Here is a 14,107-nt window from a genome sequence, read left to right as displayed (position 1 = left end):
ATCTCCTTACAATCCCTCCTTTGTTAGCTGCCTAAGCAAGGATTCTGCATGCAAGCCGCCAACCCGCGTCGCGGGTACATTCTGGGCCTGAGTGCCTACATCATCTGGGGTCTGTTCCCGATCTACTTCAAAGCCATCGCCGAAGTGCCGGCGGTCGAGATCATCATCCACCGGGTGCTGTGGTCGGCGCTGTTTGGCGCGCTGTTGCTGATAGTGTGGAAACACCCGGGCTGGTTGCGCGAATTGCTCGACAATCCCAGGCGACTGGCGATTCTGGCCCTGAGCGGCACGCTGATTGCGGCCAACTGGCTGACCTACGTGTGGTCGGTGAACAACGGGCGCATGCTCGAAGCGAGCCTCGGTTACTACATCAATCCCTTGGTAAACGTGCTGTTGGGGATGTTGATCCTCGGCGAACGCTTGCGACGGATGCAGTGGATTGCGGTCGGTCTGGCGGCGGTTGGTGTCGCGCAACAGGTGTGGCAGGTCGGCAGTCTGCCGTGGGTGTCGCTGGTGCTGGCATTGACTTTTGGCTTCTACGGCTTGATCCGCAAACAGGCACCGGTCAAGGCGTTGCCGGGGTTGGTGGTGGAAACCTGGATGCTGGTACCGATCGCGATTGCCTGGCTGCTTTTCAACCAGACCGCGACCAGCGCGCAACCTGAGTTCTGGACTACGTCCCAAGCCTGGTGGCTAGTAGCGGCCGGGCCGGTGACGTTGATCCCACTGGTGTGCTTCAACGCCGCCACGCGCCACTTGCCGTACACCACGATCGGCTTCCTGCAATACCTGGCGCCGACCCTGGTGCTGTTGCAAGCTGTACTGCTGTTCGGCGAGCACTTGTCGTCGAGCACGTTAGTGGCGTTTATCTTCATCTGGGCCGGTCTGGCCGTTTACAGCGTCGATGCGGTGATCAGTTTACGCCGACGCAGCTGATCAAAAAACGTACAAACCCTCACAGGCCACGGTTCTCGTGGCCTGCATCGTTCCTTCCCAAGGTTATCCACAGCGTGATCCCCGCCGTTTGTGTGCAAGTCACTGAATGTTGGCGGTTTTTTGATCAGTTCCGCGCAAGCCCCGGCCGGCTTGACGCTGCGCCCGGCCTCTACAGGTTATCCACAGGCAGGTGCACGTTTAAACTGGATAACCTGATCGACCCTTAAACGTCTGTGCGTAACACCAGTTCGACCATCAGATCGTCAGCCAGGGTTTCCAGACGCGACTGCAAGACATCAAGCGACAGGGTCAGTGGCACCGCGAGGATAGCTTCAGCGTGGAACAGCGGCTCACTGCTCATCGGCGCTGGACGCACTTCCGTGACCAGCCTTTCCAGATTCACGCCCTGCTCGCTGAGCAAGCGGGTGATGTCGCGCACAATCCCCGGCCGATCATTGCCCACCAACTCCATGGCGATCGGTTTCCAGGTGCAGGACTGCTCGATGCCACTCTCGGCAATCAATACGCGGATGCCATGCGTCGACAATGCTTGTAAGGAATCGACTAATTCGTCGTAAGCCTCCGCCGGCACGCCGACCCGAAGAATCCCGGCGAACTGCCCGGCCATCCGCGACATGCGGCTTTCCAGCCAGTTACCGCCGTGCTCGGCGATGCATTGGGCGATGCGCTCGACCTGTCCGGGCTTGTCCGGGGCAAAAACGGTGAGTACGAGATGGTCCATGGCGCAGCCCTCTTGTCATGACTTTTGTTATAGAAGGGGAAGTATAGGCAAGGGTCGATTTTGCGTTGAGTCGACCGACGCTTTCGCGAGCAGGCTCGCTCCCACATAAACCGCTGCCATAGCAGCCAAATAGCATTTATGTGTACAACTTTTTATATTTAGCTGGAACAATCCATCTGTTTTTTGAGAACATCCCGTTCCGCGATGTGACCGCAATGCGACATGAGGTCGCAGAACGACGTAATTAGTCTGATTTTCACAAGCGCAACTCATCATGTAGTATGCCGCAGCGCGCACTACATAACGCTGGATCGATGTCTGCCCAAGGCCTGTTCGCAACCCTGAAAGCCCCGTCAGCAAGGCCCCAAGCCTTTGATTGGTCCCAGCCCAGCCGCCCGCAATGGCATGTACTGGTCGGCAGGTTTGTGGTTTAAATGGCCAGAGGCTTCATTGTCAAAATTGAAGAGCTGAAAAGCGAAATAGCTGAGCAGAGTGAGGCAAGCAATGACTGAACACGTTCAAGTCGGTGGCCTGCAGGTCGCCAAAGTCCTGTTCGACTTCGTGAACAACGAAGCCATTCCCGGTACCGGCCTCACCGCCGAAAAATTCTGGGAAGGTGCCGACAAGGTCATTCATGACCTGGCGCCGAAGAACAAAGCCCTACTCGCCAAACGCGATGACTTCCAGGCTCGCATTGACGCCTGGCATCAGGAACGCGCCGGTCAGGCGCACGACGCCGTGGCCTATAAAGCCTTCCTGCAAGAAATCGGTTATCTGCTGCCAGAAGCGGCTGATTTCCAGGCAACGACACAAAACGTCGATGATGAAATCGCCCGTACCGCCGGCCCGCAACTTGTTGTGCCGGTGATGAACGCCCGCTTCGCTCTCAATGCCTCGAACGCCCGCTGGGGTTCGCTGTACGACGCCCTCTACGGCACCGACGCGATCAGCGAAGACGGGGGCGCGGAAAAAGGCAAAGGCTACAACAAGGTGCGTGGCGACAAAGTCATCGCCTTCGCCCGTGCGTTTCTCGACGAAGCTGCGCCATTGGCTGCTGGCTCTCACGTTGACTCGACCGGCTACAAAATCGCTGACGGCAAACTGCTGGTCACCCTCAAGGGCGGCAGCAACACTGGCCTGCGCGACGATGCACAATTAATCGGTTTCCAGGGCGACGCCAACGCGCCAATCGCGATCCTGCTGAAACACAACGGTCTGCATTTCGAAATCCAGGTCGACGCCACCACCCCGGTTGGCCAGACCGATGCCGCCGGCGTCAAAGACATTCTGATGGAAGCGGCGCTGACCACCATCATGGACTGCGAAGACTCTGTCGCTGCGGTCGATGCCGACGACAAAGTGGTGATCTACCGCAACTGGCTCGGCCTGATGAAGGGCGACCTGGCGGAGTCCGTGTCCAAGGGCGGTCAGACCTTCACCCGCACCATGAACCCGGATCGCACCTACGCCGCGCCGAATGGCGGTGAAGTGACCCTGCACGGTCGTTCGCTGTTGTTCGTGCGTAACGTTGGCCACCTGATGACCATCGACGCGATCCTCGACAAAGACGGTAACGAAGTGCCGGAAGGCATCCTCGACGGTCTGGTCACTTGCCTCGCGGCGATGCACAACCTCAACGGCAACACCTCGCGCCGCAACACCCGCACCGGTTCCGTGTACATCGTTAAACCGAAGATGCACGGCCCGGAAGAGGCGGCGTTCACCAACGAGCTGTTCGGCCGCATCGAAGACGTGCTGGGCCTTACACGTAACACTCTGAAAGTCGGGATCATGGACGAGGAGCGCCGCACCACGGTCAACCTCAAGGCCTGTATCAAGGCAGCCAGTGAGCGCGTGGTGTTCATCAACACCGGCTTCCTCGACCGTACCGGCGACGAAATCCACACCTCCATGGAAGCCGGCCCGGTTGTGCGCAAGGCCGACATGAAGGCTGAGAAGTGGATCGGCGCCTACGAAAACTGGAACGTCGATATCGGTCTGAGCACCGGCCTGCAAGGTCGTGCGCAAATCGGTAAAGGCATGTGGGCGATGCCCGACCTGATGGCGGCGATGCTCGAGCAGAAAATCGCTCACCCGCTGGCCGGCGCCAACACCGCTTGGGTTCCATCGCCAACGGCTGCTGCGTTGCATGCGCTGCACTACCACAAGGTCGACGTGTTCGCGCGTCAGGCCGAACTGGCCAAACGTGCTCGCGCTTCGGTCGACGACATCCTGACCATCCCGCTGGCGGTCAATCCGAGCTGGACGCCGGAGCAGATCAAGAACGAACTGGACAACAATGCCCAGGGCATTCTCGGTTACGTGGTGCGCTGGATCGACCAGGGCGTGGGTTGCTCGAAAGTCCCGGACATCAATGACGTCGGCCTGATGGAAGACCGTGCCACGCTGCGTATCTCCAGCCAGCACATCGCCAACTGGCTGCGCCACGGTGTGGTCACCGAAGCGCAAGTGATGGAAAGCCTCAAGCGCATGGCGCCGGTGGTGGATCGTCAGAACGCCAACGACCCGCTGTACCGTCCGCTGGCACCGAACTTCGACAGCAACATCGCCTTTCAGGCGGCGGTCGAACTGGTGGTTGAAGGTACCAAGCAGCCAAACGGTTACACCGAGCCGGTATTGCACCGTCGTCGTCGCGAGTTCAAGGCTGCTAATGGCCAGTAAATTTGCGTAGATGTGAAAAAGCCCTGGTCGAGAGATCAGGGCTTTTTTGTTTGTGCGGTGTGGGCTGGTATTTGTGGTGGGCTTGAGATCGACCCCCCTCACCCCAGCCCTCTCCCCCAAGGGGTAGAGGGGGAAAGGGAGCAGATCTGTATGCTTTTCAAAATCTGAGCTCGGCTCAGGAATTGCCCAGGGTAGAGGGGGAAAGGGAGCAGATCTGTATGCTTTTCAAAATCTGAGCTCGGCTCAGGAATTGCCCAGGGTAGAGGGGAAAGGGAGCCGATCTCTGTGCTTTTCAAAATCTGAGCTCGGCTCAGGAATTGCCAAGGTAGAGGGGAAAGGGGAAAGGGGGCCGATCTTTGGGCTTTACAAACCCGGAGTTCGACTGAGGAATTACAGGTCGGTGTACCTTGCACATCCACCTCGGTCAGTCCCCTCTCCCTATGGGCGGTCCGACGTTTCGGGAGGGCTAGGGTGAGGGGCTTTTAAGGATCGATACCCAACTCGTGTTTGACCAGACCGAGCAACTTGCCCGTATCAATCGGCTTGAGCAGAAAATCCACCACGCTCAAATGCATCGCCGCAATCGCGTCTTTCACATCGGCATCGCCGGACACAATGATGATCGGCATCGCCGCCCGCACCGACTCACGCACTTGCCGAATCAGCTCAAGCCCACCGACATGGCCCATACGCAGATCGGTGATGACCAGGCCGATCGAAGGTTTGTCTTCAAGCATCTTCAGCGCCGTTTCGCCACTGGCCGCGGTCATGCAACGAATACCGTCCAACGCGAGAATCTCCGACAACAGCTCCCGGGCGTCCTTGTCGTCATCGACGATCAGTACGCGCTGCGGCGGCAAGTCGGGTTCGAGCATTACAGCGCTGAGCGCTTCACGCTCGGCGTCGCTCAAAATATCGTGGTCGGACATGGCATTCTCTACGTTTTCAAATCAATCACCTGGCACAGTCGTCAGACATCGCTAAGCAGAGCTTCAATGTGCACTTCGTCGGATTTTTTTCCAAGGGGGCAAGCAAGGGAATTTCCGACTGTTTGCGTAGGGAATCTCCGAAACTGCGCCAATGGTGGCAAAACCTAGACTTACGTCCAATGGGCACCCTGTCCGTAGGGGTCGACCATGGCCGTAACGATCCGACAACAACAATTCGAAAAAGACTGCGGTAATGGTTATGAGTAAAGCGGACGCCTTCACCCAGGCAGGGAAAACCGCGGTATTGCAGAACATTCAGGGCACCCTGCAATTCCTCCAGCGCTTCCCGCCCTTCAATCAGATGGAACATGCCCACCTCGCGTATCTGGTCGAGCAATGCCAACTGCGCTTTTACGCTCAGGGCGAGAGCATCATCAAACCCGCCGACGGCCCGGTCGAGCACTTCTATATCGTCAAACAGGGTCGGGTAGTCGGCGAACGTCAGCACATCACCAAACCCGGCACCGAGACCACATTTGAAATCACCACCGGCGAATGTTTTCCGCTGGCCGCATTGCTCGGCGAACGCGCGACCCGCACCGAACACCTGGCCGGCGAAGACACCTTCTGCCTGCAACTGAACAAACTGGCGTTCATCAAACTGTTTGCCCTTTCCAACGCCTTTCGCGACTTCTCCTTGCGCGGGGTCAGCAGCCTGCTCGATCAGGTCAATCAGCAAGTGCAGCAGAAAGCCGTGGAAACCCTCGGCACCCAGTACTCGCTGAACACTCGCCTCGGCGAACTGGCCATGCGTCACCCTGTAACGTGCAGCCCCGACACGCCACTACGCGAAGCGGTGAAGTTGATGCATGAGCAGCAGGTCGGCAGCATCGTCGCCGTGGATGAACACAAGGCGCCGCTGGGGATTTTCACCCTGCGCGATTTGCGCCATGTCGTGGCCGAAGGCATCGGCGATTTCAGTGAAGCCATCGAGCGCCATATGACGCCTTCGCCCTTTTATCTTTCGCCGGATCACAGTGCCTTCGACGCGGCGATTGCGATGACCGAGCGGCATATCGCCCACGTCTGTCTGGTCAAGGATCAGCGCCTGTGCGGCGTGGTCTCCGAGCGCGATCTGTTTTCCTTGCAACGGGTCGACCTGGTGCATCTGGCGCGGACGATTCGCAGCGCGCAACGCGTCGAACAACTGGTGAGCCTGCGTGGTGAGATCGGCCAACTGGTCGAGCGCATGCTCGCCCACGGCGCTTCTTCGACGCAGATCACCCACATCATCACCCTGCTCAACGACCACACCGTATGCCGGGTGATCGAACTGACTCTCGCGGAAAAAGGCGATCCCGGCGTGCCGTTCAGTTGGCTGTGCTTCGGCAGCGAAGGCCGGCGCGAGCAGACCCTGCACACCGATCAGGACAACGGCATTCTGTTCGACGCCCGCGATGCCGCCCATGCAGCGGAGATTCGCGGCAAGCTGCTGCCGATTGCCCAGCAGATCAACCAGAGTCTGGCGCTGTGCGGCTTCACCCTGTGCAAGGGCAACATCATGGCCGGCAACCCCGAGCTGTGTCTGTCGCGGGCAGAATGGGCACGGCGCTTTGCAGCTTTTATTCGTGAGGCGACGCCGGAGAATCTGCTCGGGTCGAGTATTTATTTCGACTTGCGCGTGGTCTGGGGTGATGAACAAGGCTGTGAACAACTGCGCCGAGGCATTCTTGATCAGGTCGGTGACAACCGTTTGTTCCAGCGCATGATGGCCGAAAACGCTCTGCGCAATCGCCCGCCGGTGGGGCGTTTCCGCGAGTTTGTGCTGGCGCGCAAGAATGGCGAGAAAGCCACGCTGGACCTGAAGGTTCAGGGACTGACGCCGTTCGTGGATGGCGCGCGACTGCTCGCACTGGCCAACGGCATCGACGCCAACAACACCCTCGAACGCTTCCGTCAGTTGGTCGATAAAGAAGTCATCGAACGGCTGGACGGCGCGGCGTATGAAGAGGCGTATCACTTCATTCAGCAGACCCGCATGCAACAGCATCAACTGCAGACGCGGGAGAACCAGCCGTACTCCAACCGCGTCGATCCCGACAGCCTCAATCACCTCGACCGGCGCATCCTGCGTGAATCGTTGCGACAGGCTCAACGCCTGCAAAGCAGCCTGACCTTGCGGTATCAGCTATGAGCCTGTTTTCGTGGCTGCGCCCGGCGAGTGCGGTGGTGCCGGTGGATTTCCAGCAGCGTCTGGCGCAGCTGCCGGCGATTACCGAACTGCGCGAATGCACGTTGCGTGAACAACGTTGGGTGGTGCTGGATCTGGAAACCACCGGACTCAACCTGAACAAGGATCGGGTGTTGTCGATTGGCGCGGTGGTGATCGAGGACGGCGCGATCGATTTCAGCCAGCAGTTCGAACGCACGTTGCAATGTCGCGAATTGAAGCTCAGCCCCAGCGTGTTGATTCACGGGCTGGGGCCGAATGCGATTGCGGCGGGCAGTGAGCCGGCCGAAGCATTGTTGGAGTTCATGGAGTTTGTCGGTGACAGCCCGGTATTGGCGTTTCATGCGCCGTTCGATCAGCACATGCTCGGGCGCGCGTTGAAGGAGCATCTGGGGCACAAGTTGCAGCAGGTGTTTCTGGATGTCGCCGACATTGCACCGCTGGTTTGCCCACAGGCGCACATTCGTGAGGCCGGGCTGGATGAGTGGATCGACTGGTTCAAGCTTGAGGTGTTCGAGCGGCATAACGCGAGCGCCGATGCGCTGGCGACGGCGGAACTGGCGTTGATTCTGTTCAGCCGGGCGCGGGGGCAGCAGATTCATAGTCCGTTGAACTTGCAGCAGCGGTTGAGTCAGTGGAAGCGGCGGCAGCAGGCGCCTTCGTTCTGAATCAAAAGCCCCTCACCCCAGCCCTCTCCCAGAGGGAGAGGGAGCCGACCGAGGTGTCTCGGGTTTTCCATCGACCTGAGAAACCGAGTCGATTATGGATTCAGCAGAAATCTTTCACGTCGGTGTATTGCGTCAATATCCCCCAATCGGTCCCCTCTCCCTCTGGGAGAGGGCTAGGGTGAGGGTTTGCCTTCGCCGCCCACCCGACCAGTGGCCAATTGCTAACCATTCCCACCTCTGCCACAATCGCGAACAATTCGCGTTAGTTAATATTTCCCAATCGGTGATGTCCGGTGTCGTCAGTCCCAAGCCCTAACAGTGAGCTCGTCGGTGCGATGTATCGCGACCATCGTGGTTGGCTGTTGGCATGGCTGCGACGCAATGTGGCGTGTCCGCAGCGTGCCGAAGACCTGAGTCAGGACACCTTTGTGCGCCTGCTCGGTCGCGACGAAATGCTGACACCCCGCGAGCCGCGCGCCTTTCTGGTGGCGATCGCCAAAGGCTTGCTGTTCGACTACTTCCGTCGCGCGGCGCTGGAACAGGCCTACCTCACCGAACTGATGCTGATCCCCGAAGGCGAACAACCGTCGGTGGAAGAACAGCAAATGATCCTCGAAGACCTCAAAGCCATCGACCGCTTGCTCGGCAAACTGTCGACCAAGGCCCGCGCCGCTTTCCTTTATAACCGCCTCGATGGCCTCAGCCATGCCGAGATCGCCGACAAGCTCGGCGTCTCGGTGCCGCGCGTGCGCCAGTATCTGGCGCAAGGCATTCGCCAGTGCTACATCGCCCTGTACGGTGAGCCGACATGAGCCCGGCCAGTTCCAGACCGGTGCCGGCGCATGTGCTGGATGCGGCGATTGCCTGGCAACTGACCCTCGACTCGAGCAGTCCGCTGGAGCGCGAAGAGTTCGCCAAATGGCATGCGGCCCATGAAGAACACGCCCGTGCGTGGCGGCAACTGGGCATGCTCGATCAGCGTTTCAGCGTGGCCAAAGGGCCGGCGCGCAGTGCGCTGCTGCAATCACGCGAGGGCATTCGCCGGCGGGTGCGCAAACTTGGCAGCGGGCTGGCCAGCGTCGTGGTGCTTGTTGGTGTGGGGCTTTTCGCCAGCGAACGGTTTATGCCGCTGGATTACTGGCTCGCCGATCAACGCACGGCTACGGGCGAACAGCGCACCGTGCACCTGGCGGATGGCACTGTGCTGAATCTCAATACCCACAGTGCGGTGGATGTGCGGTTCGATGACAAGCGCCGGCTGATCGTGTTGCAGGAAGGCGAAATTCTCGTCGAGACCGGTCATGGCGATGCGCGCCCGTTCATCGTTGAAACCCGCGAAGGCAGCATGCGCGCCTTGGGTACGCGCTTTCTGGTCAAGCGTGAAGAAGCAGGCACGCGCCTGAGCGTGTTGCAGTCGGCCGTGGCCGCCCACGGGCAAGCAAATCCAGAAGAGCAAATCCTCCATGAAGGCCAGCAAGTGCTGCTGCGCAGTGACGGATTGGGCTCGATTGTCGCGCTCAATCCCGGCGCCGACGCCTGGACGCGCGGGATGCTGGTGGTGGATAACGCACGCCTCGGCGATCTGGTGCATGAGCTCGGGCGTTATCGTCGCGGGCATCTGGGCGTGGCGCCGGAAGTGGCGGACCTGCGGATTACCGGCAGCTTCCCGCTGCATGACACCGATAAGGCCCTGAGCGCATTGCTGCCGACCCTGCCGGTACAGATCGAGCGGCATACGCCGTATTGGGTCACTGTCGCCAAGGCTGAGCCCTCCTCCCCTTGACCTGATCGTTCCCACGCTCTGCGTGGGAGTGCAGCCCGGGACGCTCTGCGTCCCTGTCGAAGCGGACGCAGAGCGTCCATTGAGGCATTCCCACGCGGAGCATGGGAACGATCAACCCCGCAGAAATGTGGCTGTTTTCCAGTTAATCGAAATTATTTCCATCCAGCCCTATCACTTTTTGATTTTCATCCGGCACACAGGCAATTGAGAAATGTTTCCATTCAGGAGCCGCCGTATGTCCCGTTCGCTAGACACCTTGTTGCGCCCCAGTCTGCTGGCCGTCGCCATCGCTCTCGGCGCCCCGCTGATCAGCAGCCCGCTGCTCGCCGCTGAACAAGCGTCCAGCGTGCGCGCCTACAACCTGCCGGCCGCGCCCCTGTCCACCACGCTGAACCAGATCGCCAGCCAAGGCGGCATTGCGCTATCGCTGAATCCGTCGCTAGCGGCGGGCAAGACGTCGGCACCGGTCAACGGCCAGTACGATGCGGCTGGCGCCTTGCGTGCGGCCCTGCGCGGCACCGGTCTGCAACTGGAGCAAAGCAGCACCGGCACCTACACCCTGGTCGCCGTGCCTGAAGGAACGCTGGCCCTGCCGGAAACTTCCGTCATCGGCGTGGAAAACTTCGAAAGCGCCTGGGGCCCGGTCGAAGGCTATACCGCCACTCGCACCGCTGCTGGCAGCAAGACCGACACCGCGCTGGTCGAAGCACCGCGTTCGATCTCCGTCGCTACCCGCCAGCAAATGGACGACCGCAGCGTGCACAGCCTCGACGACGCGGTGCGCTACATGCCGGGCATCACCGCCAGCAGCTACGGCAGCGACACCCGCGCCGACTGGTTGCGTGTGCGCGGCTTCGAACCGACCCAGTTCCTCGACGGCCTGCCGCTGCCGAAAGGCGTGTACGCCAACCCGAAACAGGAAACCTGGAACCTCGACCGCCTCGCCCTGCTGCGCGGCCCAGCCTCTTCGGTTTACGGCCAGACCCCACCGGGCGGCCTGCTCGACATGGTCAGCCGTCGTCCAAGCGCTGAAGCCAGCAATGAAATCCAGCTGCAATACGGCAGTGACAACCACCGCCAGATCAACTTCGCCAGCACCGGCAAGATCGATGACGCCGGCCAGTTTCTCTACGGCCTCAGCGGCGTAGTACGCGACAGCGGCACGCAGATCGATCACGTCGACAACAAACGCTACAACATCGCACCGAGCCTGACCTGGAACATCGACGACGACACCAAGCTCACCCTGCTGAGCCAGTTCACCCGCGACGATACCGGCATCACCAGCCAGTTTCTGCCAATTCAGGGCACCAAGATCAAGTCACCGTTCGGCGATATCTCTCACCACAAGAATCTGGGTGATCCGGACTGGGAATATTACGATCGCACCTACTACGCACTGGGCTATGCCTTCGAACATCGTCTGAACGATGTCTGGCAGTTCAAGCAGAACCTGCGTTATACCAAGTCGGATCTGTCGTTCCAGTCGCTGACGCCGGGGTCGTACCCATTCACCGAAGTGGATGATCAAGGCAATGTCGGACGCACCAGCACCAGCGTCGAAGAAGACATCAGCCAGTTCGCCGTGGACAACAACTTCCAGGCCGACTTCGCCACTGGCGATATCCGCCACACTCTGTTGTTGGGTCTGGACCATCAGCGCAGCAACACCAACTACACCTCGATCTTCGGCTTTTCGGATACCACTCCGGGCACCAACGTGATCACCCCGATCTACGGCCAGCCGATCATTCGTCCAGCGCGTTCCACCGCGTTTTACGATTACAACCAGAAGACCTACCAGACCGGCCTGTACATCCAGGACCAGATGGCCCTCGACCAGTGGCGCCTGACCCTCGGCGGCCGTGAAGACTGGGTGCACACCAGCACAAAATTCATCAACAAGGGCGATGCCACCAACACCCAGCGCGACAAGGCCTTCAGCGGCAACGCCGCGCTCAGCTACGTCTTCGACAACGGTTTCGTGCCGTACCTGTCGTACGCCGAATCCTTCCAGCCGACCACAGGCGCCGACGCTACCTCGACCGGTTCGCTCAAGCCAACCGAAGGCAAACAGTGGGAATTGGGCATCAAGTACCAGCCACCGGGCAGCAAAACCCTGCTGACCGCCGCCGTGTATGACCTCACCCAGAAGAACGTTTCGGTCAACACTTTCGTCAACAACGTGTCGATCACCAGCCAGACCGGCGAAGTGAAAGTCAAAGGTCTGGAGCTGGAAGCGGTTTCCGATGTGACCGATAACCTCAAAGTCATCGCTGCCTACACCTTGGCCAAATCGGAAGTGCAGAATGGCGTCGACAAGGGCAATCGCCTGCAACTGATGCCGAACCAGCAAGCGTCGCTGTGGACCGATTACACCTGGCACGCCGGCGTCCTCGACGGCTTCGGCATTGGCGGTGGCGTGCGTTACACCGGCAACACCTACGGCGACAAGGCCAACACCTGGCTGGGCAAGGCGGACGCCTACACCGTGTTCGACGCTTCGGTGCATTACGACCTCGGCCGTCTGGACAACAGCCTCAAAGGCGCGTCGTTGGCCGTCAACGCGACCAACCTGTTCGACAAGGAATACATTTCCACCTGCGACAGCTTCTACTGCTACTACGGCGACACGCGCAGTGTCGTCGCCAGCGCCACTTACAAGTGGTAAGCAACTGAGCTGAAACAGGCCCTGTGACCAGGCCGTCCTTCGTGGACGGCTTTGGTGTTTTTGAAGGTCATGAAATGAAAAGTAAAACAATTCGTCGCTGGTCGTTCGTGCACACCTGGACCAGCCTGGTCTGTACCGTGTTTTTGCTGATGCTGGCACTGACCGGTCTGCCGCTGATCTTCCATCATGAGATCGAACATCTGCTCGGCGATGCGCCCGAAGTGCGCGAGATGCCGGCCGACACGTCGCGTCTGAATCTGGCGCAACTGGTCGAGGCCGCAGAAAAGCATCGCCCCGATGAGGTCGTGCAGTACTTCGGTTTCGATGATGACGAACCGAATGCCGTACTGACGATCATGGCGAAAACCGCCGGCACCGAACCGAACTCCTCGCACACCTTCATGCTCGACGCGCGTACCGGTGAAGCGCTGGAAACGCCGTCCGCCAACGGCGGCTTGATGCTGTTTATCCTGCGTCTGCACGTCGACATGTTTGCCGGGCTACCGGGCAAATTGCTGCTGGCGTTCATGGGGCTGCTGTTTGTCGTGGCCATCGTGTCCGGGACGGTGCTGTATTTGCCGTTCATGCGCCGTTTGAAGTTCGGCACCGTACGCCAGGACAAATCCACCCGCCTGCGCTGGCTCGACCTGCACAACCTGATCGGTGTCGTCACCCTGACCTGGGCGTTGGTGGTCGGCGTGACCGGCGTGATCAGCGCCTGCGCCGACCTGCTGATCGCTGCCTGGCGCAATGACGCACTGAATGCGCTGATCGAGCCTTACCGCGATGCGCCACCGCTGACGCACCTGGCGCCGGCCACGCGTTTGCTCGACATCGCTGCTGAAGTTGCGCCGGAGATGAAACCTGATTTCATTGCCTTCCCCGGCACACGCTTTTCCAGCGAACACCATTACTCGGTGTTCATGAAGGGCGGCACGCACCTGACTTCGCATCTGTTGACGCCGGTACTGATCGACGCCACAACGCTGCAGGTCACTGCGGTGGCCGAACGACCGTGGTACATGGACGCCATGGGCATGTCGCAGCCGCTGCACTTTGGTGATTACGGCGGCATGCCGATGAAGATCCTCTGGGCCACCCTCGATGTGCTGACGATCATCGTGCTCGGCAGTGGCGTGTATCTGTGGGTGGTGCGGCGCAAAGGGGCCAAGCCTGTGCTGGAAACGGCGGAGGCGTCTGCATGAAGCCGCGTCAGTCGAATTTCTGGAAGGTATTCAGCACGCCGATCGTGATTGCGTTGCTCAGTGCAGCAGGGTTGTTTGCGGCGTTGCTGGGGGATGGGATTTGGGATGCATTGAGCTGGGTTGGGCTGGGTGTTCCGGCATTTCTGGCGATACGAGGTTTTCTGCCGCGAAGCTGAAAAACCTTTGTAGGAGTGAGCCTGCTCGCGATGGCTGCGGGTCAGTCAACATAGGTGTTGAATGTTATTACGCTATCGCGAGCAG

General features: G+C 59.8%; 11 protein-coding genes. 9 read left to right on the top strand and 2 right to left on the bottom strand.

Annotated features, from left to right (window positions below; genetic code table 11):
* Positions 1 to 48 precede the first annotated feature (48 nt).
* Positions 49 to 936 carry an EamA family transporter RarD gene (gene rarD / locus ACOYXJ_RS12030; RefSeq protein WP_460369628.1) on the top strand — a complete coding sequence of 296 codons (888 nt, stop codon included), beginning with the start codon at positions 49 to 51 and terminating at the stop codon, positions 934 to 936.
* A gap of 223 nt (positions 937 to 1,159) precedes the next feature.
* On the opposite strand, the gene ACOYXJ_RS12025 is transcribed toward rarD, so the two are convergent.
* Positions 1,160 to 1,678 carry a glycine cleavage system transcriptional repressor gene (locus tag ACOYXJ_RS12025; protein WP_007910018.1) on the bottom strand — a complete coding sequence of 173 codons (519 nt, stop codon included), beginning with the start codon at positions 1,676 to 1,678 and terminating at the stop codon, positions 1,160 to 1,162.
* Positions 1,679 to 2,182: 504 nt separating this feature from the next.
* Between ACOYXJ_RS12025 and ACOYXJ_RS12020 the strand changes: the two genes are divergently transcribed.
* Positions 2,183 to 4,360, top strand: a complete 2,178-nt coding sequence (locus tag ACOYXJ_RS12020) for a malate synthase G (RefSeq protein WP_460369626.1) — start codon at positions 2,183 to 2,185, stop codon at positions 4,358 to 4,360.
* Positions 4,361 to 4,842: 482 nt separating this feature from the next.
* Here the strand turns inward: ACOYXJ_RS12020 and ACOYXJ_RS12015 are convergent, their stop codons facing one another.
* Positions 4,843 to 5,289, bottom strand: a complete 447-nt coding sequence (locus ACOYXJ_RS12015) for a response regulator (protein WP_102900106.1) — start codon at positions 5,287 to 5,289, stop codon at positions 4,843 to 4,845.
* 259 nt (positions 5,290 to 5,548) lie between these two features.
* On the opposite strand from ACOYXJ_RS12015, the gene ACOYXJ_RS12010 reads away from it, so the two are divergent.
* The 7 genes from ACOYXJ_RS12010 (at position 5,549) to ACOYXJ_RS11980 (ending at position 14,022) form a co-directional block, all read left to right on the top strand.
* Positions 5,549 to 7,483 carry a putative nucleotidyltransferase substrate binding domain-containing protein gene (locus tag ACOYXJ_RS12010; RefSeq protein WP_460369624.1) on the top strand — a complete coding sequence of 645 codons (1,935 nt, stop codon included), beginning with the start codon at positions 5,549 to 5,551 and terminating at the stop codon, positions 7,481 to 7,483.
* Positions 7,480 to 8,187 carry a 3'-5' exonuclease gene (locus ACOYXJ_RS12005; protein WP_186616326.1) on the top strand — a complete coding sequence of 236 codons (708 nt, stop codon included), beginning with the start codon at positions 7,480 to 7,482 and terminating at the stop codon, positions 8,185 to 8,187. The genes ACOYXJ_RS12010 and ACOYXJ_RS12005 overlap by 4 nt, the downstream gene beginning before the upstream one ends.
* Before the next feature lie 335 nt (positions 8,188 to 8,522).
* The gene (locus tag ACOYXJ_RS12000) at positions 8,523 to 8,999 is read left to right on the top strand and encodes an RNA polymerase sigma factor (protein WP_189684071.1); all 477 of its coding nucleotides are present in this window, start codon (positions 8,523 to 8,525) and stop codon (positions 8,997 to 8,999) included.
* On the top strand, positions 8,996 to 9,970 hold the full coding sequence (locus tag ACOYXJ_RS11995) for a FecR domain-containing protein (RefSeq protein ID WP_460369622.1): 975 nt from the start codon (positions 8,996 to 8,998) through the stop codon (positions 9,968 to 9,970). The genes ACOYXJ_RS12000 and ACOYXJ_RS11995 overlap by 4 nt, the downstream gene beginning before the upstream one ends.
* A 235-nt stretch (positions 9,971 to 10,205) precedes the next feature.
* Positions 10,206 to 12,641, top strand: a complete 2,436-nt coding sequence (locus ACOYXJ_RS11990; RefSeq protein WP_460369620.1) for a TonB-dependent siderophore receptor — start codon at positions 10,206 to 10,208, stop codon at positions 12,639 to 12,641.
* Between the two features lie 74 nt (positions 12,642 to 12,715).
* Positions 12,716 to 13,846 (top strand): PepSY-associated TM helix domain-containing protein, encoded by a 1,131-nt coding sequence (locus ACOYXJ_RS11985; RefSeq protein WP_460369618.1) that lies wholly within the window; start codon positions 12,716 to 12,718, stop codon positions 13,844 to 13,846.
* Positions 13,843 to 14,022, top strand: a complete 180-nt coding sequence (locus ACOYXJ_RS11980) for a hypothetical protein (protein WP_102900101.1) — start codon at positions 13,843 to 13,845, stop codon at positions 14,020 to 14,022. The genes ACOYXJ_RS11985 and ACOYXJ_RS11980 overlap by 4 nt, the downstream gene beginning before the upstream one ends.
* The last annotated feature ends 85 nt before the right edge of the window (positions 14,023 to 14,107 follow it).

Source organism: Pseudomonas sp. Tul2A7, assembly GCF_054790505.1.
This window is presented reverse-complemented; position numbering and strand designations above follow the sequence as displayed.